A 20281-nucleotide genomic window follows, 5' to 3' on the forward strand; every position below is an offset into this window, starting at 1 on the left:
GCAGCCAAATGGGTTTTGGCCGCGGCAGGTCACTTGGGTCCAATAATAATGAGCCAGACCATGAAAAAGCCAAACTCCTTGCTGGAAGATCTCAAGTCCATTCTGCCAACCATCGCCGCTAATGCGGACGAGGCCGAGAAGGCGCGTACCGTACCTGCCGAGAACATTGCGCTGCTCAAAGGCACTGGCCTGCACCGCGCATTTCTGCCGAAGAAGTTCGGAGGCCTGGAAATTTCCCTGCCCGAGTTTGCCGAGTGCATTGCACTGCTGGCCGGCTCCTGTGCCAGCACCGCCTGGGCCATGAGCCTGCTGTGCACCCACAGCCATCAGTTGGCGATGTTCCCGGCCAAACTGCAGGAGGAGATCTGGGGCAGCAACCCCGATGCCACCGCCAGCAGCAGCATCGCCCCGTTCGGGCGTACCGAAGAGGTTGAAGGTGGCGTCACCTTCAGCGGTGAAATGGGCTGGAGCAGTGGTTGCGATCACGCCGAGTGGGCGATTGTCGGCTTTCGCCGCAAAAACGCCGAGGGTACTCAGGACTACTGCTTCGCCGTGTTGCCGCGCAGTGACTACCAGATCCGCGATGACTGGTACGCTGTCGGCATGCGCGCCAGCGGCAGCCGCACCCTGATCATCGACAACGCCTTCGTGCCTGAGCACCGTATCCAGAAGGCCAAGGACATGATGGAAGGCAAGTCCGCCGGCTTTGGCCTGTACCCCGACAGCAAGATTTTCTACGCACCTTATCGCCCGTATTTCGCCAGTGGCTTCTCCACCGTGAGCCTGGGCATTGCCGAGCGCATGCTTGAGGTCTTCCGTGAGAAAACCCGTAACCGCGTGCGTGCCTACACCGGTGCTGCCGTAGGTGCCGCCACCCCGGCGCTGATGCGTCTGGCCGAGTCCACCCATCAGGTCGCTGCTGCCCGCGCCTTGCTGGAAAAAAGCTGGCAGGACATTGCCGAGCACAGCGAGCGCCACGAGTACCCAAGCCGCGGCACCCTGGCATTCTGGCGGACCAATCAGGGCTACGCTGTAAAGATGTGCATTCAAGCGGTTGATCGCTTGATGGATGCGTCTGGCGGCGGTGCGTGGTTCGAGAGCAATGAAAGTCAGCGCCTGTTCCGTGATGCGCACCTCACCGGTGCTCACGCCTACACCGACTACGATGTCTGCGCGCAGATCCTCGGCCGTGAACTGATGGGCCTTGAGCCTGATCCTTCGATGGTCTGATTCAGCGGTTCTTCTCGTCACGCGTATCGAATAACAACAAACGAGGCTGTCGTCGCGACAGCCCGGGAGTCTTGCATGTCCACCCTTACTGAAACCACCTTCGACGCACGGGCCTTCCGCCGGGCGCTGGGCAACTTTGCCACGGGTGTCACCGTAGTGACGGCTGCCGATGCCAGCGGCCGCAAAGTTGGCGTGACCGCCAACAGTTTCAACTCGGTCTCCCTGGACCCGCCACTCATCCTGTGGAGCATCGACAAGCGCTCGAGCAGCCTTGAGGTGTTCGAGGAGGCCAGCCACTTTGCGGTCAACATCCTGGCGGCAGACCAGATCGACCTGTCGAACAACTTTGCCCGCCCCAAGGATGACCGCTTCGCCGGGATCGTCTACGAGGCCGGTGAGGGTGGCGCACCGCTGCTCGCGGATTGCTCAGCGCGTTTCAGTTGCGAGAAGTACCAGCAACTGGACGGCGGGGACCATTGGATTCTGGTCGGCAAGGTAGTGGCGTTCGATGATTGCGGGCGCTCGCCACTGTTGTATCACCAAGGTGCCTACTCCATGGTGTTGCCACACACACGCATGACCAAGCGTGAGGAGGGGCAGCCGCCCAGCAGCAACTTCCAGGGCCGTCTGAGCCATAACCTGTACTACCTGATGACTCAGGCCTTGCGGGCCTATCAGACCAGCTACCAGCCGCGGCAACTGTCTACCGGCTTGCGCACCAGTGAGGCGCGCATGCTGATGGTGCTGGAGAACGATGCGGGGCTGGGCCTTGCTGACCTGCAGCGCGAAGTGGCGATGCCCGAGCGCGAGATCGTCGAGGCTGTTGCCAACCTCAAGCGCAAAGGGCTGGTGTCCGATGACCACGAGCGGGTGGTGTTGACGGGTAAGGGCATTGAAGAAACCGAAGCCCTGTGGGCGATTGCCCGTGAACAGCAGGACAAGGTGTTTGGTCAGTTCAGCGAAGAGCAGATCGAAACCTTCAAGACGGTGCTCAAGGCGGTGATCAAGAGCTGACGCCCTGGCAGCGGCGAACAACTACCTTGGCACGGCGGCGCAAGACGGCGATCTGGGAATACGGTCAACTCACTATCCCCCCCGACTGGATAGCCAAACGGTGCGCTGATGTTTTTCAAACGCAATCACTGGGCAGGTGAGTTGACTGAGGTCTTGCTGCAAATAATTGCCGGCCAGCCCGGTGCGGCGCATCAGGCGCCGTTGCTGGCCAGCCATCCGCAGTTGCGGGCGACGCTGGAAAACCTCAGCGTCGAGCGCCAACAGGTCGACCAGCAGTTGGCGCAGGCGCAGGCCACTGCAGCAGAGCTGGCCACCCGGCTCGATCAGGAACAACACCATCTGCAGAGCGCACAGGCGCAGCAGACGCTTCTGCAACAGCGTTGCGAGGCGCTGCAGGCCGCGTTACTGGATCAACAGCACGAGACCCAGGCGCTTGTTCAACAGGCGCAGATCTGGGATTTGTTGCAGTCGACCCTCACCGAAGGCACCTGGGACATCTCGGTCGCCCATGGCGATGTACGCCACCCCTCCAGCTCAATGCGTATCTCTAACCCGTTCCGTGCACTGATGGGCTATCTGCCGCAGGAGTTGCCCGATGGTTGGGATGCGCAGGTCAGTATCACGCACCCGGACGACCTGGCTGAGATCATGGCGGTTTTCGACCGGGAGATCCTCAAGCCCGGTGGTAGCGGCGAGTATGTGTTCGAGTACCGGATGCAGCACAAGACCCGCGGTTTTATCTGGTGCCGTGAGCGTGGTCGTGCGGTACGTGATGAACAGGGCGTGCTGACCCGTGTGCTGGGCGCGGTGCGCGACATCAGTGACGAGCGCAGTGCACAGGCCAGTCACGAACAGATGCTGACCCAGAATCAGGCGACTTACGCGCAGATCGCGACTGTTGTCGGGGTCATCAAGAGCATCGCCGAGCAGACCAACCTGCTGGCCTTGAATGCTGCGATTGAAGCGGCACGTGCCGGTGAGGTGGGGCGCGGCTTTTCGGTGGTCGCCGATGAAGTGAAGAAGCTTGCCGAAAGTACCCGCCAGGCCACCCAGCAAATCCAGGCCATGTTGCACCGGCAATAAAGCCGGCGAGGTCGGTTGCAGGTAAGCGCTCGACCTTCATATGTGGCAGGCTGCAACAAAGACGACGGCAGCCACGGGCAAGACGATGAGCGGAGGCGAAGCGCACAGTGGACGTACACGGTGACAACCCGCACCCGGAAGGGGCGTTGCAGGTTGACGGGTTTTGTCGCCATTTATGTCACACACTGAAGTCAGGGGCATTATCCAGATGTCAATCAATAAAAAGCTCACCGAGCATCTGAATCGCGGCACCGTCGGATTTCCCACGGCACTGGCCAGTACGGTTGGTCTGATCATGGCCAGCCCGGTCATCCTGACCGCAACCATGGGCTTCGGGATTGGTGGCAGTGCCTTCGCTGTGGCCATGGTGATTGCCGCTGTCATGATGCTGGCTCAGTCGACGACCTTTGCCGAAGCGGCCTCGATTCTGCCAACCACCGGTTCGGTCTACGACTACATCAACTGCGGCATGGGGCGCTTTTTCGCCATTACCGGTACGCTTTCAGCCTACCTGATCGTCCATGTCTTCGCCGGTACCGCCGAGACCATCCTCTCAGGGGTCATGGCCCTGGTGAACTTTGAGCACCTCAATACCCTGGCCGAATCCGCCGGTGGCTCGTGGTTGCTGGGTGTGGCGTTCGTGATCGTGTTCGGCATTCTCAATGCCTTCGGCGTCAGCGCCTTCGGTCGTGCGGAGATCATCCTGACCTTCGGTATGTGGACCACCCTGATGGTGTTTGGCGTGCTTGGCCTGATTTCTGCGCCGGCAGTAGAGTTGGACGGCCTGTTCGGTGAGTCGTTGGTGGGCACCGACCTGATCACCATCCTGTCGCTGGTTGGCATGGCCATGTTCATGTTTGTCGGCTGCGAGTTCGTCACGCCGCTAGCCCCGGACCTGCGCAGGTCTGCCTCGGTGATGCCCAAGGCCATGGCCCTGGGGCTGCTGGGTGTGGCGTCGTGCATGTTCATCTATGGCGCGGCAATGAAGCGTCAGGTCGAGAACATCGTGCTTGACCCTGCCACCGGGCTGCACCTGCTGGACACGCCGATGGCCATTCCGAAGTTTGCTGCCCAGGTCATGGGTGACATTGGCCCGCTGTGGCTGGGTATCGGCTTCCTGTTCGCCGGCGCTGCGACCATCAATACCCTGATGGCCGGCGTACCGCGGATTCTCTACGGCATGGCGGTGGACGGTGCATTGCCCAAGGTGTTCACCTACCTGCATCCGCGCTTCAAGACGCCGCTGCTGTGTATCCTCGTCGCGGTACTGATTCCTTGCCTGCATGCCTGGTACCTGGGGGGTAATGCAGACAACATCCTGCACCTAGTACTGGCTGCGGTGTGCGCCTGGAGCACGGCCTACCTGCTGGTGACCCTGTCGGTGGTCATCCTGCGCATTCGCCGTCCTGACCTGCCACGTGCCTACCGCTCGCCGCTCTTCCCGCTGCCACAGATCCTCTCCAGTGTCGGTATCCTGCTGGGGATGTGGTTCATTACCCCGCCGGGCATGAACCCCGCCGACATCTACGTTCCATTCGGCATCATGCTGGCGGCCACGGCAGCCTATGCGCTGTTCTGGACACTGTGTGTGCAGAAGGTCAACCCGTTTGCCCCGGCACGGGTCGAAGACGTCCTGGCGGTGGAGTTCGCCAACGAGCCTGGCATTCACGTTAGCGGTCATGTCCATCATGCTAGCAAAGCTGTTTGACCTGTTCAGCGCCCAGCGGGCCCCGGCCGGTTATCGGCCCGGGGTCACCCTGGAGTTGCTGCGGCGCAACCTGGGAATACACCGTTTCCACCTGACGGAGACGGGCCGTGCCGAGTTTGATCTGGGGGCGACGGGGCTGCGCGTGCAGGTCAGCGAGCGTACTCAAGCGCAGTTGCTGATGCATCTGGTCATGACCGAGTTCCGTCTCCAGGTGCCTGCCTTTGAACAGGGCAACGTCCTCTTTGATCTGCACCATACTGGCTCGCTCAAGCGTACCGGTATTCGTTGCCGCTACCGTAACGGCGACCGGACGCTGTTCGAGGCCGTGTCGAAGCGGCTGCTGGGCGACGCCAGGCTCAGCGCGGCGCTGATGCCGCTGGATTTCAAGCACCTGAGCATCGAATACGCGCTCAATGGCTGGACGGTTACTCTGGAACACATGGGGGGCAGCGAAGTCGTCAACCGTATGCCTGCCTTTCGTCGCTACGTAAAATTCAGCAGCGAACAGAAAGTGCTGCTCGAGCATACGCTGACGGCTCTGCAACGCGTGTTACTGGCACGTTAGCCAAAGGGTGGCATGAATACTGCTCCACATTGCGTGATGGATTATGGTTGTGCGCTCATTGGTAACATGTTAACAATTGAGTCATAAAAATAAGTTCGCGTGTGGAGGTATTCATGAGCATCCCCCAGCTTGATGGCAACAGACTGGAGCGTTGGACCACAGCCATGCAAAGTGTCTGTGGCCGTTTCGAGACCGAGTTGGCGTTTAACCGGTCGCTGTTCATCGGTGAAATATCGACCAGCCTGCGGGCCGGTCTGCAACTGTCCAACCTGCGAACCAATGCGGGCAACATCAAGCGCTTTGGTGACAACCCTGACCGTGACGATGACCAGCATTGTTTCCTGGTCAGCCAGCGTACCGGTTATTCGCAAATCACTCAGGGGGGCGTCAAAATCCAGCTTGCGCCGGGTGAGATGCTCTTGATGGACTCTGTCGGCCCCTGCGAAATCACCCCGTTCGGTTTGATTGAACACACCTCGTTGTCGTTGTCGCGCACTGAGGTGCGCAAGCACCTGAAAGGCCAGGGTGAGACCTTTGGCAAAATTTCCTCCAGTAACGCGTGTGGCCGCATGTTGCATGTGTTGATGGATGAGCTGTGCAAGGACACCGATGAGCATTCCTCGGCCAATGCGCAAGGTGATGCGCTGCAGAGTGCCTTTATTTCGTTGCTCAGCCCGGGTTTCGAACGCGCCGACGCCAGTAGCACTTCGCTGACCGTCAATGGCGTCAACCTGCGCAGCTACGTGCAGAAGGTGATCGATGAATCACTGACCCAGCCAGGCTTGAGCCCGGCAAGCCTGGCCAGTCGCCTGAACATTTCGGTGCGCCACCTCTACCGTCTGTTTGAGGAGGAGGGCGACAGCGTTTGCCGCTACATTCAGCGTGCCCGCCTCAAGCGCAGCGCCGACGACCTTTCCAACCCTTTCCTGAAGACCGAATCGATTACCGCCATTGCCTACAAATGGGGGTTTACCGACTCGGCGCACTTCAGCCGCTCGTTCAAGAAGCAGTTCGAACAATCGCCGAAAGATTTTCGTGCTCACGTACTCAGCGCTGCTATGGCCGGCACGGCGTAACCAATAACCTAATCACTCGATAGCACGTTTACCCAGGACGTCCGTATGTCGTCGGCAAGCTCGGTGCGCACTACCTACCTTTCGGTCGGTAGTGTCATTGGGTGAGCCGGTACGGCAGTGAGTGCGCAGCGCTTGCATCGTTGGCAAGCCAACTCCCACAAAGGGGCGCCGCAGTCTGTGAAAGCGGCTACGTTGGCTTGAAAAAGCAAACCCCCGCTGAAAGCGAGGGTTTGTTGGTGAAGGGGAGCCTTGAGACGGGTCAGACGACCGCGAAGTAGTGCTTCACAAAGCTCTCGCTGACGACTTCCCAGAGCACCGGCGTGCCCTTGGTCACGAACCAGCTGTCGCCGGCTTTGTAGCGCGTGCTCTGGCCGGTGGACTCATCAGTGAGCAGCACTTCGCCGGTGACGACCACGGCCTGTTCGTTGAATGGGTAGACCATGCGGAACTTGCCTTGGGTCGTGCCGAAGTAGGCGCTGCTGACCGGATCGGTCGGTGCACCGAAGGTCATTTTGCCGAAGGCTTTGACTTCGCCTTCCAGAATCTCGGAACCCAGGTCGGCAACGGTGCCCCAGGCGTCGAGTTCGGACAGCGCAATGTTGTTCTGTACAGTTGTAAGGGTCATGGCAGTGCTCCAGTGAGTGAACGATAAGGGGTTTCAACGCCGGCCGTTGAAGTAGCCAGACAGCTGATGCAGGCTTTTGCCGGCCGTCAGCAGCAGGGGGCGAATGTGGTCTTTGCCGAGGATCTGAGCGTGTTTGACCGAGCTGATCAGGTCGTAACGCGATGAACCTTCGCTCATGCCCTCGGCGAGGATTTTGCAAATGATGTGGCTCGGGGTGACGCCGAAGCCCGAGTAGCCTTGTACATAGAACGCATTCGGGCGGCCGCTGAGTGTGCCGATCTGCGGGAACAGGTTGGCGCCGGTGGCCATTGGTCCGCCCCAGGCCAGGTCGATCTGCACGTCCTTCAGGTACGGGAAGATCTTAAGCATCAGGTTGCGGTTCCAGGCCTTCAGGTCCTTGGGGATGTGTTCGATGAACGGTGTGGCGGCACCGAACAGCAGGCGGTTCTCGTTGGTGACCCGGTAGTAGTCGATGACTGGGCGAATATCGCTGTAGGCGCCGCGGATCGGGCTGATGCGCCGGATCAATTCGTCGGACAGCGGCTCGGTCATCAGTTGGAATGCGTAGGTGTTGATGGTGCGTGCGTGCAACTCTGGCTCCAGCTTGTTGAGGAAGCTGTCGCAGGCCCACAGCAGCTTGCGCGCTTTCACCGAGCCGCGCCCGGTACGCACGGTGATCTGCTCGCCGTAGCTCACTTCCAGGGCCGGGCTATGTTCGAAAATACGTGCGCCCAGGCCGACCAGCGCCTTGGCCTCACCGAGCAGCAGGTTCAGCGAGTGCACATGGCCGCCGCCCATGTGCAGCAGGGCGCTGCTGTAGGCGTCCGAGCCGATGATCTGCTTGACCTCGGCGCCGGCCAGGAAGCGGATCTCGTCCTTGTTGTTGATCGATTTGAAGTCTTTCTCCCAGGCGCGCAGGGTTTTTTCCTGGCGGGCGTTGAAGCCCATGTAGCCATAGCCGTGGCAGAAGTCTGCGTCGATGGCGTACTTGGCAATACGCTCCTTGATGATCCCGGCGCCCAGTTCGCTGATCTCGAAGATCTCGCGCAGGCCTTGCTCGCCGACACTGCTCTTGATCTTCTCTAGGTCGTGCCCGATCCCGGCCATGATCTGCCCGCCATTGCGGCCCGTACCGCCAAAGCCCAGGTAGCGTGCCTCCAGCACCACAACGTTGGTGATGCCTTTTTCGGCCAGTTCCAGCGCAGTGTTGATGCCGGAGAAACCGCCGCCAATCACGACGACGTCCGCTTCAATGTCACTTTCCAGCGTCGGGAAACTGAGGTTGTATTTCTTGGTAGCCGAGTAGTACGTAGGCGTTTCGATAGTGATCATGGCGCAGCCTGAACGGTTGAATTGGCACGACGGCAGGGCTTTTCGCAAGCGCTGTCCCCTGGGGCCTATTAAGTTCCTAACGAGCGGTAGGTGTCTTGACTCTGCGTGCCGACGGCTTTGATCCGGCCTGCCAGCGCAGGCGTTTCAGGCCGGGCCGCTTGACGGCAGCCCTTGCATTTCGGATGATCGTTTCATGAATACATTAATGACCTGTCGCAGCGACTATTACGGCTACCCGCTCACCCCATGAGGCGGTAGTTGCTGTGTGCACCCGATCCGCCTGAGGCGAATCGGATAGTGCTCCCTTCTCCTCGGGCCTTACCCCTGGAGACAGCAATGAACGACACCCAAGACCGTTTGATCGACCACCTGCAGGCGCGGGGCTTTATTCACCAGAGTACCGACCTGGAAGCCTTGCGCACGCACTTGGCCACGGGTTCAAGAACGATCTACCTCGGCTTTGATGCCACCGCCGACAGCCTGCATGTAGGCCACCTGCAAGGCCTGATGCTGATGCGCTGGCTACAGAAGGCCGGGCACCGGCCGATTCTGTTGATCGGTGGCGCCACGACCCGTATCGGTGACCCGAGCTTTCGTGACGAGAGCCGGCCGATCCTCAGCGAAGCGCAGATCCAGGCCAATATCGCTGGCATTACCCGCACTTTTGGCCGTTACCTGAACCTGGGAGAGGGCGCTGGTTTTGTCGTCGATAACGCCCAATGGCTCAATGGCATTGGTTACCTGCAGTTTCTGGATCAGGTGGGGCGCTACTTCTCCATCAACCGTTTGCTGACCTTCGACGCGGTTCGCCAGCGCCTGGAGCGCGAGCATTCATTGTCGTTTCATGAGTTCGGCTACACCCTGCTGCAGGCCCACGACTTTACCGAGCTGGCGCGCCAGTACGATTGCACGGTGCAACTGGGCGGTGCTGACCAGTGGGCCAACATCATCAATGGTGTGGAGCTGGGGCGTCGTCGTGACAATCGCCAGCTGTTTGGCCTGACCATGCCGCTGTTGACCAGCAGCGATGGCAAGAAAATGGGCAAGTCGGTCAGTGGCGCGGTGTGGTTGGACGGTAGCCGCCTGGCACCGTTCGACTTCTGGCAGTTCTGGCGCAACTGTGATGACCGCGATGTCGGGCGCTTTCTTGCGCTGTTCACCGAGCTGCCGCTGGAGGAGATTCAGGCGCTCACGGCGCAGGGCGGTGCCGCGTTGAATCAGGCGAAGTGCGTATTGGCTGACCACGCCACGGCGCTGGCCCATGGCGAGGCGGCGGCACAGCAAGCCCATGCGGCGGCAACTGCCGTATTTGCTCACGGTGAGGCGGCGGAGCTGACCACGCTGAATATTTCACGCGCCCAGGTGCAGGCGGGTATCACCCTGGCCGAGCTGCTGGTCGAGACGGGCTTGCAGGCATCACGCTCAGCGGCACGTCGTCTGGCCGAGGGGCGTGGGCTTCGGCTGGATGGGGAGCTGGTTGAGTCGGCTGAGCGGGAAATGGATCGGCAGGCCAGCCAATGGCGGGTGAGCCTGGGCAAGAAACGCCATTTCGACATCAAAGTGGTGGGCTGACGCGAGCGGGGTTTAGCTGAAACACGGCCTGCTCAGCAGGCCGTGTTGGTCAATGGACCTGGCCGTTACTTGATACCCAGGCACATGTACTTTTGCTCAATGTAGTCATCAATGCCGTACTTGGAGCCTTCGCGGCCCAGGCCGGACTGCTTGATGCCGCCGAAGGGGGCCACTTCGGTGGAGATCAGCCCTTCGTTGACGCCGACCATGCCATATTCCAGCGCCTCGCTGACGCGCCAGGCACGACCGAGGTCGCGGGTATAGAGGTAGGAGGCCAGACCGAACTCGGTGTCGTTGGCCATGGCGATGGCTTCTGCTTCGGTGTCGAAGCGGAAGATCGGTGCCAGTGGCCCGAAGGTTTCGTCACGTGCCACCAGCATCTGCGGGGTTACATCGCCCAGCACGGTGGGTTCGAAGAAGTTGCCGCCCAAGGCATGGGGCTTGCCGCCGGCGAGCAGCGTCGCGCCTTTGCCCAGCGCATCGTTGATGTGCTCTTCGACCTTGGTCACTGCCTTGGCATTGATCAAGGGGCCTTGCTGGACGCCGTCGGTATCGGCACTGCCAACCTTGAGCGCCTTGACGGCGCTGGCGAGGCGTTCGCTGAAGGCCTCGTAGATGCTGTTCTGGACCAGAATACGGTTGGTGCAGACGCAGGTTTGCCCGGTGTTGCGGAACTTGGAGCCGATCACGCCTTCAACAGCCGCATCCAGGTCGGCATCGTCAAAGACGATAAAGGGCGCATTGCCGCCCAGTTCCAGGCTGACTTTCTTGATGGTTTCAGCGCATTGCGCCATCAACAGCTTGCCGATACCGGTCGAGCCGGTGAACGAGAGCTTCTGCACCAGCGGGTTACCGGTCAGCTCCGCTCCGATCTCGCGCGAGCGGGTGCCAGGCACAATATTCAGCACGCCTGCAGGAATACCGGCACGTTCGCCCAACTCGGCCAGCGCCAGTGCCGACAATGGGGTTTCCGAGGCCGGTTTGACGATAACGGTACAGCCTGCCGCCAAGGCCGGGCCGACCTTGCGGGTGATCATGGCGTTGGGGAAGTTCCACGGGGTAATCGCGGCGACGACGCCAATCGGCTGCTTGATGACCAGCAGGCGACGGCCTGGCTTGTCGTGAGGAATGACGTCGCCATAGACCCGTTTGGCCTCTTCGGCGAACCATTCGATAAAGCTGGCGCCATAGGCAATTTCGCCACGGCTTTCTGCCAGCGGCTTACCCTGTTCCCAGCTCAGCAGGCGCGCCAGGTCTTCCTGGTTGGCCATGATCAGCTCGAACCATTTACGCAGAATTGCGCTGCGCTCTTTAGCGGTTTTGTCGCGCCAGGCTGGCAGGGCCGCATGAGCGGCGTCGATGGCGCGGGCAGTTTCGGCCTGGCCGAGGGAGCTGACGGTGGCGATGATTTCGCCGTTGGCCGGGTTGCTCACGCTGAAGCGGGCATGGTCGTCCGCCTCAAGCCATTGGCCGTTGACGTAGGCGTGCTCGCGTAGCAGTTTCAAGTCGTTGAGTGTCATGGTCATGCTCAGCAGTTAGTAGACGCTGCCGCCCGCGCTGGTGGGCGCGGCGCAGCCTTTGAATTTGCCGGCCAGGGCCTGCAGGCCACGCATCAGCACGGTGGTGTCGACACCGACGGCGACGAAGGCTGCGCCCAGTTCGATGTAGCGCCGGGCGAGTGCCTCGTCAGCGCTGAGAATGCCGGCTGCTTTGCCAGCCTGCTGGATCCGCACGATGGCGTCTTCGATGGCCGCCTGGACTTCGGGGTGGCCAGGGTTGCCACGATGGCCCAGTGAGGCACTGAGGTCGGCCGGGCCGATGAACACGCCGTCGACGCCGTCGACCGCTGCGATGGCGTCCAGGTTGGCCAGGCCTTCACGATTTTCGATCTGCACCAGCAGGCACATCTGCTGGTCGGCGTGATCCAGGTAGCCGGGAATGCTGTTCCAGCGCGAGGCGCGGGCCAGGGCGCTGCCAACCCCGCGAACCCCCTGCGGCGGGTAGTGGATGGCGCGGACCAGTTCGCGCGCCTGCTCGGCGCTTTCGACCATGGGCACCAGCAAGGTCTGGGCACCGATGTCCAGCACCTGCTTGATCAGGGCGGTGTCGCCGATCACCGGGCGAATGATCGGTTGGCTCGGGTAGGGCGCCACGGCTTGCAACTGGCCGAGCATGCCGCGCAGGTCATTCGGGGCGTGTTCGCCATCGATCAGCAACCAGTCGAAACCGGCATTGGCCGCCAGCTCCGCGCAATAGGCATCGGCCAGGCCGAGCCACAGGCCGATCTGGGCTTCGCCACTTTTCAGGCGTTGCTTGAAGGTATTGATGGGCATGTCCATGGGCTGCTCCTCAGACAAAACGGCAAGCGATAGAGCCGAGCATGTCGTAGTCGACATGGAAGGTATCGCCTGGGTTGGCGGCAACCGGACGGGTGAATGAGCCGCCAAGAATGATCTGACCGGCTTCCAGGGTGACGTCATACGGCGCCAGTTTGTTTGCCAGCCATGCCACGCCCTTGGCCGGGTGGTTGAGTACGGCCGCAGATACGCCGGACTCTTCGATCACGCCATTGCGGTAGAGCACGGCAGGTACCTTGCGCAGGTCGATCTCGGTCGGGCGCACGGCCCGTCCGCCCATGACCACGCCGGCGTTGGCGGCGTTATCGGAGATGGTGTCGAAGACCTTGCGGGTGGCCTTGGTCTGCGGGTCGATCTGTTGAATGCGCGCGTCGATGATTTCCAGCGCCGGGATTACCCACTCGGTGGCGTCGAGCACGTCGAACACGCTGACGTTCGGGCCTTTGAGCGGTTTACCGAGGATGAACGCGAGCTCCACCTCGACCCGAGGCACGATGAAGCGGTCGAAGGGAATGTCACTGCCTTCTTCGAACATCATGTCATCGAGCAGGGCGCCGTAGTCCGGTTCGGTGATGTTCGAGGACACTTGCATGGCCCGTGAGGTCAGGCCGATTTTGTGCCCGACCAGCTTGCGACCGTCCTTGATCTTCTGCGCTACCCAGGCGCGCTGGATGGCATAGGCGTCTTCGATGGTGATGGCCGGGTGTTCGAGCGAGAACTGGCGGACTTGTTCGCGCGAGCGTTCAGCACGGTCGAGTTGGGCAGCGGCTTGCAGAATCAGGCTGTGGTCAAGCATGGAAAAGGCTCTCTTACTGTGGATTAACGATGGCAGCCCGGGTGCGCAGCACCAGGAAACCGCCCAGAGCGATGAACAACGCCAGTACATACAAGGCCAGGCTGGCGCTGTGCGTGGTGTCGCGCATCCAGCCGATCAGGTAAGGCGCAAGAAACGAGGCGATGCTGCCGAACGAACTGATCAGGGCGATGCCGGCCGCCTGGGTACTGTTGGAAAGAAATGCCGGTGGCAACTGCCAGAACATCGGCAAGGCGGCACTGGCCCCCATGCCGGCGACAACCAGACCACTGAGCACCATGGCCGGATTGGTGGGTGCCAGGCCGGCGACTGCGATCCCCAGTGCCGACATCAGCAGCGGTACGCACAGGTGCCAGCGGCGTTCCCGGTGACGGTCCGAAGAGCGTCCGCAGGCGATCATGAACAGGCAGCCGAACAGGTAGGGCACGGCGCTGAGCAGGCCAACCTTGCCGTCGCTGCCGATGCCGGCACCGTGAATCAGGGTGGGCATCCAGAACGCCAGCGTGTTGACCGCCAGCATCACTGCGAAGTACACGGCGACCAGTAGCCAGACCTGCGAGTCCTTGAGGATGCCGGAGAACGAGGTGATCGACTTGCGTTGCTCTTCATGGCTGAGCTGTTCGCGCAACTGACGTTTCTGCTCGTCGGACAGCCAGTTCACGGTCTCGAAACTGTCAGGCAGGCACTTGAGTACGATCAGGCCCAGCAGTACGACAGGAGCGCCTTCGATCAGGAACATCCACTGCCAGCCACGCAGCCCGGCAAACTCATGGAAACGCTCGAGGATACCGCCCGACAGCGGGCCGCCAATTACCCCGGCCATCGGTACGGCAATGGCGAACAAGGCGGTGACCTGCGCACGGCGCCCGGCCGGGTACCAACGGTTGAGAAAGACCAGGATGCCGGGGAAGAAGCCTGCTTCGGCTACACCCAGCAGGAAGCGCAGTACGTAGAACCCGCTAGCGCTGTCGATCCACAGCATGCCTGTGGAGAGCATGCCCCAGACCACCATCAGGGTGGCGATCCAGCGGCGCGGGCCAACCCGGTCCAGGGCCATGTTGCTGGGTACGCCGAACAGTGCGTAGGCGACAAAGAACAGGCCTGCGCCGAAACCGTAGACGGTATCGCTGAAGTGCAGGTCGGTGCTCATCTGCATCTTGGCGAAGCCGATGTTGATGCGGTCGAGGTGGGCAAACAGGTAACAAATCAGCAGCAGGGGCATCAGTCGCCAGGTGACGATGCTGTGGGTACGGTCCTGGGTAGCGGCGGTGATGCCTTGAACGCTATGGGCTGTGTTCATGATCTTGTGCTTTTTATTAGAGAGATCAGGGGTAAAGGCAACGAGGTCAGTTGCCTTGTGATTTGAGGAACGCGTGGACGTTGTTTTCCTTGAAGTTCAGGACCTCGTGCAGCTCGATCATCTCGAAGGACAAGGCCAGCAGGCGTTCAGCCTGCAGGGGCGCAAAGTGCGCCTTGATCACCTCGAACAGGGCTTCGGCGACACGCTGGCGGGTGGCCAGGTCCCGGCCATGGCCGACTTTCAGGGTCATGTGCACGAAGGCATAGTCATGCTTGCCATCGGCCATGCGCCAGGTGTCCAAGCGAACGGCACGGCTGCGGATGCCGCCCAGCGGGAACACGCCACTGGCGCCCAAGGTGGCATGAACCTTCTCGAACAGGCCGGGCAGGTCAGCCTGCTCTTCGAGGTTGTCGGTGTACTCGGCAATGAAATGCGGCATGGGAACTCCTCTGCGCCGGGCAGCCTTGAGCCTGTTGCTCAAGGCTTGCGCTACGTTAAACCGGGAAGATGGCGTTGATTTGGCCGGTACCAGAGCTGCCGAACGGCTCGGTGAGCACCTCGACAGGCTTGTTGTAGTCGGCACCACCGAGCAGGCCCAGGAGCATCGCGGTGTCATGCATGCCGCCTTCGCCAAAGCAGTGCGCGGCGTAGTCCGGGAGCATGGCGCAGAACTCCTTGAAGCGGCCTTGCTTCCACAGCTCGACCACGCGCATGTCCATCTGCTTGTCGAATTCGCGGGTCCAGTTGTGGATGTTCGCTTCAGCGTTGCGGTCGTCCGAGAAACGGTGTGACAACGAGCCGGAGGCCAGCACCAGTACCTTGCGGTCGCTCTTTTCAATGGCCCGGCGTACGGCGGCGCCGAATGTGAAGCTGTCTTCCAGGCGATGCCAGGCGCACCAGGCCGCAACCGAAACGACGTTGAATTTCTGCTCGTCCGGAACGTCCATGTGCATGTAGCGCATGGGCACCAGGGTGCCGTACTCCAGCTCCAGGCTCGGAATGTTGTGGGCCAGGGTGCGCACGTCGGCGGCATTCGCCTCGGCGGCGATCAGTTCACCCAGTTCCGGGCAGCCGGGGTACTCAAAGTGCATGTCCTTGATGAAATGCGGCAGCTCGTTGCTGGTGTAGATACCCTTGAAGTGTTCGCCACAGTTGACGTGGTAGGCACTGTTGACCAGCCAGTGCACATCGAACACGACGGCGGTATCGGCGCCCAGTTCGCGTGCGCGGCGGCCAATCTCCTTGTGGCCGGCGATGGCGGCTTCACGGCAGCCATGGTGTTTGCCCGGCAGTTCGGAAAGGTACATCGATGGCACATGACAGACTTTGGCTGCCAGGACGACTTCGCCCATGATGAAACTCCTGAAAATTGTTCTTGTTGTGCGTTGTAGGAGCCGGCCTTGCCGACGCTGTGCTCACCCTATACAGGGTGCTGTCGTTATCGCCAACAACGGCGGCTCCCGTGCAGGTATCAGACGCCCCAGCGTGGAATGTGGTGGCTGCCCATGGAAATGCACACGTTCTTGATCTCGGCGAACACTTCGAAGCTGTACTGGCCGCCTTCGCGACCGGTACCGGAACCCTTCACGCCGCCGAACGGCTGGCGCAGGTCACGCACGTTCTGGCTGTTGATGAAGACCATGCCCGCTTCGATGCCACGCGCCAGGCGGTGGGCCTTGCCGATGTCCTGGGTCCAGATGTAGGAGGCCAGGCCGTACTCGGTGTCGTTGGCCAGTTGCAGTGCTTCGGCCTCGTCCTTGAACGGGATCAGGCAGACCACTGGGCCGAAGATCTCTTCCTGGGCAATGCGCATCTTGTTGTTCACGTCAGCGAATACCGTCGGCTGGATGAACTGGCCGCGGCTCAGGTGCGCCGGCAGGTTAGCCGGGCGCTCCAGGCCACCGGCGAGCAGGGTGGCGCCTTCTTCGATACCGATCTTGATGTAGCCGGTGACCTTGTCGTAGTGGGCTTGAGTGATCATCGAGCCTACTTGGGTTTTCGGGTCTTGCGGGTCGCCGACGATCAGGCGCTTGGCACGGGCGGCGAACTCGGCAACGAATTGCGGGTACACGCTTTCCTGGATGAAGATCCGGCTGCCCGCGGTGCAGCGCTCGCCGTTCAGCGAGAAGATGGTGAACAGTGCCGCATCCAGTGCGCGCTCAAGGTCGGCATCTTCAAAAATCAGCACCGGCGACTTGCCGCCCAGCTCCATGGAGTACTTCTTCAAACCGGCGGTCTGCATGATCTTCTTGCCGGTGGCGGTGCCGCCGGTGAAGGAGATGGCGCGCACATCCGGGTGACGAACCAGGGCGTCGCCTGCGGTGGCACCGTAGCCCTGGATCACGTTCAGCACGCCGTTGGGGATGCCGGCTTCAACGGCCAGGCGACCCAGCTCGTTGGCGGTCAGTGGCGACAGTTCGCTCATCTTCAGGACGGCGGTGTTGCCCAGTGCCAGGCACGGCGCTGTCTTCCAGGTGGCGGTCATGAACGGCACGTTCCACGGCGACACCAGGCCGCATACACCCACTGGCTGGTACAGGGTGTAGTTGAGCATCTGGTCGTCGACCGGGTAGGTGTGACCGTCCATGCGGGTGCAGACTTCAGCGAAGAAATCGAAGTTGTGCGAGGCGCGCGGGATCAGCACGTTCTTGGTCTGGTGAATCGGCAGGCCGGTATCCAGGGTTTCCAGTTCGGCCAGGTGTGGCACGTTCTGCTCGATCAGCTCGCCGAGTTTGCGCATCAACCGCGCACGTTCCTTGGCCGGGGTGTTGGCCCACTTCGGGAACGCTTCCTTGGCGGCGGCAACGGCCTGCGCGACTTCTTCAGCACCACCACTGGCGACTTCACCGATGGCCTCGCCGGTAGCCGGGTTGTAGTTGACGAAGGTGTCTTTGCTCTCGACCTCGCGGCCGTTGATCCAGTGTTTGATCATGGTGTTCAAGCCTTTTTGTTCTTGAAGAAGTCAGCTTCACTGACAATGCGGTTGACCAGGCGACCGACGCCCTCGACTTCAACTACCACCTCATCGCCTGGCACGACATCGGCCAGGCCTTCAGGTGTGCCGGTGGCGATCATGTCGCCCGGCTGCAGTGTCATGAAGCTGGAGAAGTATTCGATCAGGTAGGGGATGTCGAAAATCATGTCCCGGGTGCTGCCTTCCTGTTTCAACTCGCCGTTGATCCAGGTGCGCAGTGTCAGGTTGCTTGGGTCTGGTACGTCCGCCACATCGACGATCCATGGGCCGACCGGGGTGGTGGCATCACGGTTCTTCACCCGCAGGTTGGGGCGGTAGTAGTTCTCGAGGTAGTCGCGGATCGCGTAGTCGTTGCACACGGTGTAGCCGGCCAGGTACGCCAGGGCGTCTTCGCGCTTGACGTTGCGTGCCGGTTTGCCGATCACCGCTACCAGTTCGCACTCGTAGTGCATGTAGGCGACGTTGTCCGGGCGCCAGGTGGTCTGTTTATGGCCGGTATAGGTGCCGGGCGACTTGATGAAGGCCAGCGGCTCGGTCGGCGGTGCGAAAGCCAGTTCGGCGGCGTGGTCGGCATAGTTCAGGCCCAGGGCGAACATGCTGCCGGTGGCCGGTGGCAGCCACTCGACCTGGTCTTCGTTGATACGGCGACCATCGGCCAGGTGCAGGACGTTGTCGGCGTCGACCGTGGCGAGGTGAACCTCGTCTTCAAAGCGGATACGGGCGTGTTTCATGAGGGCTCCTCTTACTCGGCCACGATGTGGTTAACGAGGCGGCCCAGGCCGCTGATTTCGACTTCGACGCGGTCGCCAGGCAGTACATCGACACGGCCTTCAGGGGTACCGGTGATCAGCAGGTCACCTTCATGCAGGGTCATGAACTCGCTGAGTTCGGCGATCAGCTGCGCCACCGAGCGGACACAGTTGGCGGTGCTGTTGGACTGGCGCAGTTCACCGTTGACCCAGAGCTTGATGTCGAGCGTCTGAGGGTTGGCAACCTGCGAGGTCGGCACCAGCTCCGGGCCGAACGAGCAGAAACCGTCCCGGCATTTGGCTTTCACGGCAGGGCGGTAGTAGCTGTCTTCCGGCAGGCTGAATTCGTTGACGATGGTGTAGCCGGCCACATAGTCCAGCGCGTCTTCGACACTGACGCGGCTGGCGTCCTTGCCGATGACCACTCCCAGCGCGGGGCCTGGTTGCAGGTGCTCGATGCCTTGGGGGTAAACCACTGCATGGTCATGCTGGTTACGGGTGTTGGGGGTCTTGATGAACAACACCGGTTTGACCGGCGGTTGCTTGTAGGGCGGCTCGTTAAAGGCGGCGAGGTGCTGATTCAGCAGCCCCTGATAGTTCAGTGCAACGCCGAACAAGGTGCCGGTCGCAACGTCATGCAGGGCACGGCTCATGCTTTTCTCCTGGCAGGGGCAGGACATGGGCTGCCCTGCGTCTATTTGTTAATGTGTTATCGTTATAATTAATATGTTAACGACCGTCAAGGTATTTGCCATCGCGTCGGCCTTTACCGTGGCAGTGGTACGATGGGCAAACGCCGCGTGACTTGCGAACAGGTCCAGCGTGGCGACCAAGAACAGCATGAGTAGCCCGCGATGAAAGATCGCCATCCGATTCCAAACATCAACATCGGCAAGGTGTACGACCAGCGCTACAGCGATAGCGAAGTGCATTACGACAAGCTGGGTAATCTCGCCGGCTTTTTCGGCCGCAACATGCCGGTGCACCGGCACGACCGCTTTGTTCAGGTGCACTACGTCAAGAGCGGTACGGTGCGGGTTTATCTGGATGACCAGCAGTACGTGGAGGCGGGGCCGATGTTCTTCCTCACGCCGCCGACCATCCCGCACTCGTTTGTCACCGAAGCCGATGCCGACGGCCATGTCCTGACCGTGCGCCAGCAACTGGTCTGGCAACTGATGGAGGCAGAGCCCGGCTTGATCCCGGGGCCGCGTTTGCCGGCTGCCTGCGTGGCCCTCGGTCGGCTCTCGGGGGCGTACCAGGAAGAGGCGCGTCGCCTGGAGTTCCTGTTCGAGACACTGCGCGAAGAAAACAGTCAGTCGTTGCCTGGCCACGCTTCGGCATTGTCGAGCCTGACGCGCTTGATCATGATCAGCCTGCTGCGGCTGTGCGCCAATTCGCTTGAGGCAACACCGGCTCGCCACGAAGACTTGCAGATCTTCCACCGCTTCAATGAGTTGATCGAGCGCCACTACCGCGAGCACTGGGCGCTGTCGGCCTATGCTTCGGCCATCGGCGTGACCGAGGCGCGGCTCAATGACGTATGCCGACGCATCGCTGACTTGCCGTCCAAGCGTTTGGTGCTGGAGCGGGTCATGCAGGAGGCGAAGCGGCTGCTGTTGTTTACCGGCAGTTCGGCCAACGAGATCTGCTATCAGCTGGGCTTCAAGGATCCGGCGTACTTCAGCCGGTTTTTCCAGCGTTACGCGCAAATCACGCCAGGCGAGTACCGGCAGCGTCAGGTGGGCTTGCGATAGGGAGTGCATGGCGCCTCTGCCTTTTTTATTGGCCGATGGTGGCGCCTGCAGGGCTGCGCGGAAATGGCTTTTCCGGGTGATGTATTGCACTTTTCATGACGGGTAGGCGGTAGGGCTCTTCAGTT

18 protein-coding genes and 1 pseudogene are annotated in these 20281 nt (G+C 61.1%); 8 read left to right on the plus strand and 11 right to left on the minus strand.

Annotated elements, in window-relative coordinates:
- The first annotated feature begins 60 nt into the window (after window positions 1–60).
- The 6 genes and pseudogenes from ACZ9H3_RS02770 (at window position 61) to feaR (ending at window position 6676) form a co-directional block, all read left to right on the plus strand.
- Window positions 61–1230, plus strand: coding sequence for a p-hydroxyphenylacetate 3-hydroxylase oxygenase component (locus ACZ9H3_RS02770; protein WP_102052099.1), 1170 nt, complete (start codon window positions 61–63; stop codon window positions 1228–1230).
- Window positions 1231–1305: 75 nt separating this feature from the next.
- Window positions 1306–2244, plus strand: coding sequence for a p-hydroxyphenylacetate 3-hydroxylase reductase component (locus tag ACZ9H3_RS02775; RefSeq protein ID WP_102052100.1), 939 nt, complete (start codon window positions 1306–1308; stop codon window positions 2242–2244).
- 537 nt (window positions 2245–2781) lie between these two features.
- Window positions 2782–3321 (plus strand): annotated as a pseudogene (locus ACZ9H3_RS02780) (methyl-accepting chemotaxis protein); the annotation flags it as partial.
- 214 nt (window positions 3322–3535) lie between these two features.
- Window positions 3536–5035: an APC family permease gene (locus tag ACZ9H3_RS02785; RefSeq protein WP_065757821.1), complete on the plus strand. Its 1500-nt coding sequence runs from the start codon at window positions 3536–3538 to the stop codon at window positions 5033–5035.
- Window positions 5016–5600, plus strand: coding sequence for a DUF3156 family protein (locus tag ACZ9H3_RS02790; RefSeq protein WP_476222678.1), 585 nt, complete (start codon window positions 5016–5018; stop codon window positions 5598–5600). Before ACZ9H3_RS02785 ends, ACZ9H3_RS02790 begins: the two co-directional genes overlap by 20 nt.
- Window positions 5601–5713: 113 nt before the next feature.
- On the plus strand, window positions 5714–6676 hold the full coding sequence (gene feaR / locus ACZ9H3_RS02795; protein WP_065757823.1) for a transcriptional regulator FeaR: 963 nt from the start codon (window positions 5714–5716) through the stop codon (window positions 6674–6676).
- A 259-nt stretch (window positions 6677–6935) separates the two neighbouring features.
- Here feaR and ACZ9H3_RS02800 read toward each other — a convergent pair whose 3' ends face one another.
- Together ACZ9H3_RS02800 and ACZ9H3_RS02805 are read right to left on the minus strand one after the other, a co-directional pair.
- Window positions 6936–7301 (minus strand): cupin domain-containing protein, encoded by a 366-nt coding sequence (locus ACZ9H3_RS02800; RefSeq protein WP_065757824.1) that lies wholly within the window; start codon window positions 7299–7301, stop codon window positions 6936–6938.
- Window positions 7302–7334: 33 nt separating this feature from the next.
- The gene (locus ACZ9H3_RS02805; RefSeq protein ID WP_454241349.1) at window positions 7335–8633 is read right to left on the minus strand and encodes an NAD(P)/FAD-dependent oxidoreductase; all 1299 of its coding nucleotides are present in this window, start codon (window positions 8631–8633) and stop codon (window positions 7335–7337) included.
- 336 nt (window positions 8634–8969) lie between these two features.
- Here ACZ9H3_RS02805 and tyrS point away from each other — a divergent pair, with 336 nt between their 5' ends.
- Window positions 8970–10205 carry a tyrosine--tRNA ligase gene (gene tyrS, locus ACZ9H3_RS02810; protein WP_476219476.1) on the plus strand — a complete coding sequence of 412 codons (1236 nt, stop codon included), beginning with the start codon at window positions 8970–8972 and terminating at the stop codon, window positions 10203–10205.
- A gap of 65 nt (window positions 10206–10270) precedes the next feature.
- Here tyrS and ACZ9H3_RS02815 read toward each other — a convergent pair whose 3' ends face one another.
- The 9 genes from ACZ9H3_RS02815 to ACZ9H3_RS02855 all read right to left on the minus strand — a co-directional run bounded on the left by ACZ9H3_RS02815 (window position 10271) and on the right by ACZ9H3_RS02855 (window position 19052).
- Window positions 10271–11725 (minus strand): NAD-dependent succinate-semialdehyde dehydrogenase, encoded by a 1455-nt coding sequence (locus ACZ9H3_RS02815; RefSeq protein WP_454241351.1) that lies wholly within the window; start codon window positions 11723–11725, stop codon window positions 10271–10273.
- 15 nt (window positions 11726–11740) lie between these two features.
- Window positions 11741–12544, minus strand: coding sequence for a 4-hydroxy-2-oxoheptanedioate aldolase (gene hpaI / locus ACZ9H3_RS02820; protein ID WP_065757828.1), 804 nt, complete (start codon window positions 12542–12544; stop codon window positions 11741–11743).
- A gap of 10 nt (window positions 12545–12554) precedes the next feature.
- Window positions 12555–13358: a 2-oxo-hept-4-ene-1,7-dioate hydratase gene (gene hpaH, locus ACZ9H3_RS02825; RefSeq protein ID WP_065757829.1), complete on the minus strand. Its 804-nt coding sequence runs from the start codon at window positions 13356–13358 to the stop codon at window positions 12555–12557.
- Between the two features lie 13 nt (window positions 13359–13371).
- Entirely contained in the window at window positions 13372–14676 is a 1305-nt protein-coding gene (locus ACZ9H3_RS02830; RefSeq protein WP_476219479.1) for an MFS transporter, read from the minus strand.
- Between the two features lie 46 nt (window positions 14677–14722).
- Complete coding sequence (locus ACZ9H3_RS02835; protein WP_065757831.1) at window positions 14723–15115, minus strand: 5-carboxymethyl-2-hydroxymuconate Delta-isomerase; 393 nt, start codon at window positions 15113–15115, stop codon at window positions 14723–14725.
- A 55-nt stretch (window positions 15116–15170) separates the two neighbouring features.
- Window positions 15171–16028: a 3,4-dihydroxyphenylacetate 2,3-dioxygenase gene (gene hpaD / locus ACZ9H3_RS02840; protein WP_330523732.1), complete on the minus strand. Its 858-nt coding sequence runs from the start codon at window positions 16026–16028 to the stop codon at window positions 15171–15173.
- Window positions 16029–16147: 119 nt separating this feature from the next.
- On the minus strand, window positions 16148–17608 hold the full coding sequence (hpaE, locus tag ACZ9H3_RS02845; protein WP_065757833.1) for a 5-carboxymethyl-2-hydroxymuconate semialdehyde dehydrogenase: 1461 nt from the start codon (window positions 17606–17608) through the stop codon (window positions 16148–16150).
- Between the two features lie 5 nt (window positions 17609–17613).
- The gene (locus tag ACZ9H3_RS02850; RefSeq protein WP_065757834.1) at window positions 17614–18381 is read right to left on the minus strand and encodes a fumarylacetoacetate hydrolase family protein; all 768 of its coding nucleotides are present in this window, start codon (window positions 18379–18381) and stop codon (window positions 17614–17616) included.
- An 11-nt stretch (window positions 18382–18392) separates the two neighbouring features.
- The gene (locus ACZ9H3_RS02855) at window positions 18393–19052 is read right to left on the minus strand and encodes a fumarylacetoacetate hydrolase family protein (RefSeq protein WP_099774482.1); all 660 of its coding nucleotides are present in this window, start codon (window positions 19050–19052) and stop codon (window positions 18393–18395) included.
- Window positions 19053–19253: 201 nt separating this feature from the next.
- Between ACZ9H3_RS02855 and hpaA the strand changes: the two genes are divergently transcribed.
- Window positions 19254–20156, plus strand: coding sequence for a 4-hydroxyphenylacetate catabolism regulatory protein HpaA (gene hpaA, locus ACZ9H3_RS02860; RefSeq protein ID WP_099774484.1), 903 nt, complete (start codon window positions 19254–19256; stop codon window positions 20154–20156).
- Window positions 20157–20281: the final 125 nt, after the last annotated feature.

This window comes from Pseudomonas sp. TE3910 (assembly GCF_056279025.1).

Excerpts from the sequence above, each read along its gene's own strand:
- ACZ9H3_RS02770 (WP_102052099.1), top strand. The coding sequence starts at position 61 with ATGAAAAAGCCAAACTCCTTGCTGGAAGATCTCAAGTCCATTCTGCCA.
- ACZ9H3_RS02775 (WP_102052100.1), top strand. The coding sequence starts at position 1,306 with ATGTCCACCCTTACTGAAACCACCTTCGACGCACGGGCCTTCCGCCGG.
- ACZ9H3_RS02785 (WP_065757821.1), top strand. The coding sequence starts at position 3,536 with ATGTCAATCAATAAAAAGCTCACCGAGCATCTGAATCGCGGCACCGTC.
- ACZ9H3_RS02790 (WP_476222678.1), top strand. The coding sequence starts at position 5,016 with ATGCTAGCAAAGCTGTTTGACCTGTTCAGCGCCCAGCGGGCCCCGGCC.
- feaR (WP_065757823.1), top strand. The coding sequence starts at position 5,714 with ATGAGCATCCCCCAGCTTGATGGCAACAGACTGGAGCGTTGGACCACA.
- ACZ9H3_RS02800 (WP_065757824.1), bottom strand. The coding sequence starts at position 7,301 with ATGACCCTTACAACTGTACAGAACAACATTGCGCTGTCCGAACTCGAC.
- ACZ9H3_RS02805 (WP_454241349.1), bottom strand. The coding sequence starts at position 8,633 with ATGATCACTATCGAAACGCCTACGTACTACTCGGCTACCAAGAAATAC.
- tyrS (WP_476219476.1), top strand. The coding sequence starts at position 8,970 with ATGAACGACACCCAAGACCGTTTGATCGACCACCTGCAGGCGCGGGGC.
- ACZ9H3_RS02815 (WP_454241351.1), bottom strand. The coding sequence starts at position 11,725 with ATGACACTCAACGACTTGAAACTGCTACGCGAGCACGCCTACGTCAAC.
- hpaI (WP_065757828.1), bottom strand. The coding sequence starts at position 12,544 with ATGGACATGCCCATCAATACCTTCAAGCAACGCCTGAAAAGTGGCGAA.
- hpaH (WP_065757829.1), bottom strand. The coding sequence starts at position 13,358 with ATGCTTGACCACAGCCTGATTCTGCAAGCCGCTGCCCAACTCGACCGT.
- ACZ9H3_RS02830 (WP_476219479.1), bottom strand. The coding sequence starts at position 14,676 with ATGAACACAGCCCATAGCGTTCAAGGCATCACCGCCGCTACCCAGGAC.
- ACZ9H3_RS02835 (WP_065757831.1), bottom strand. The coding sequence starts at position 15,115 with ATGCCGCATTTCATTGCCGAGTACACCGACAACCTCGAAGAGCAGGCT.
- hpaD (WP_330523732.1), bottom strand. The coding sequence starts at position 16,028 with ATGGGCGAAGTCGTCCTGGCAGCCAAAGTCTGTCATGTGCCATCGATG.
- hpaE (WP_065757833.1), bottom strand. The coding sequence starts at position 17,608 with ATGATCAAACACTGGATCAACGGCCGCGAGGTCGAGAGCAAAGACACC.
- ACZ9H3_RS02850 (WP_065757834.1), bottom strand. The coding sequence starts at position 18,381 with ATGAAACACGCCCGTATCCGCTTTGAAGACGAGGTTCACCTCGCCACG.
- ACZ9H3_RS02855 (WP_099774482.1), bottom strand. The coding sequence starts at position 19,052 with ATGAGCCGTGCCCTGCATGACGTTGCGACCGGCACCTTGTTCGGCGTT.
- hpaA (WP_099774484.1), top strand. The coding sequence starts at position 19,254 with ATGAAAGATCGCCATCCGATTCCAAACATCAACATCGGCAAGGTGTAC.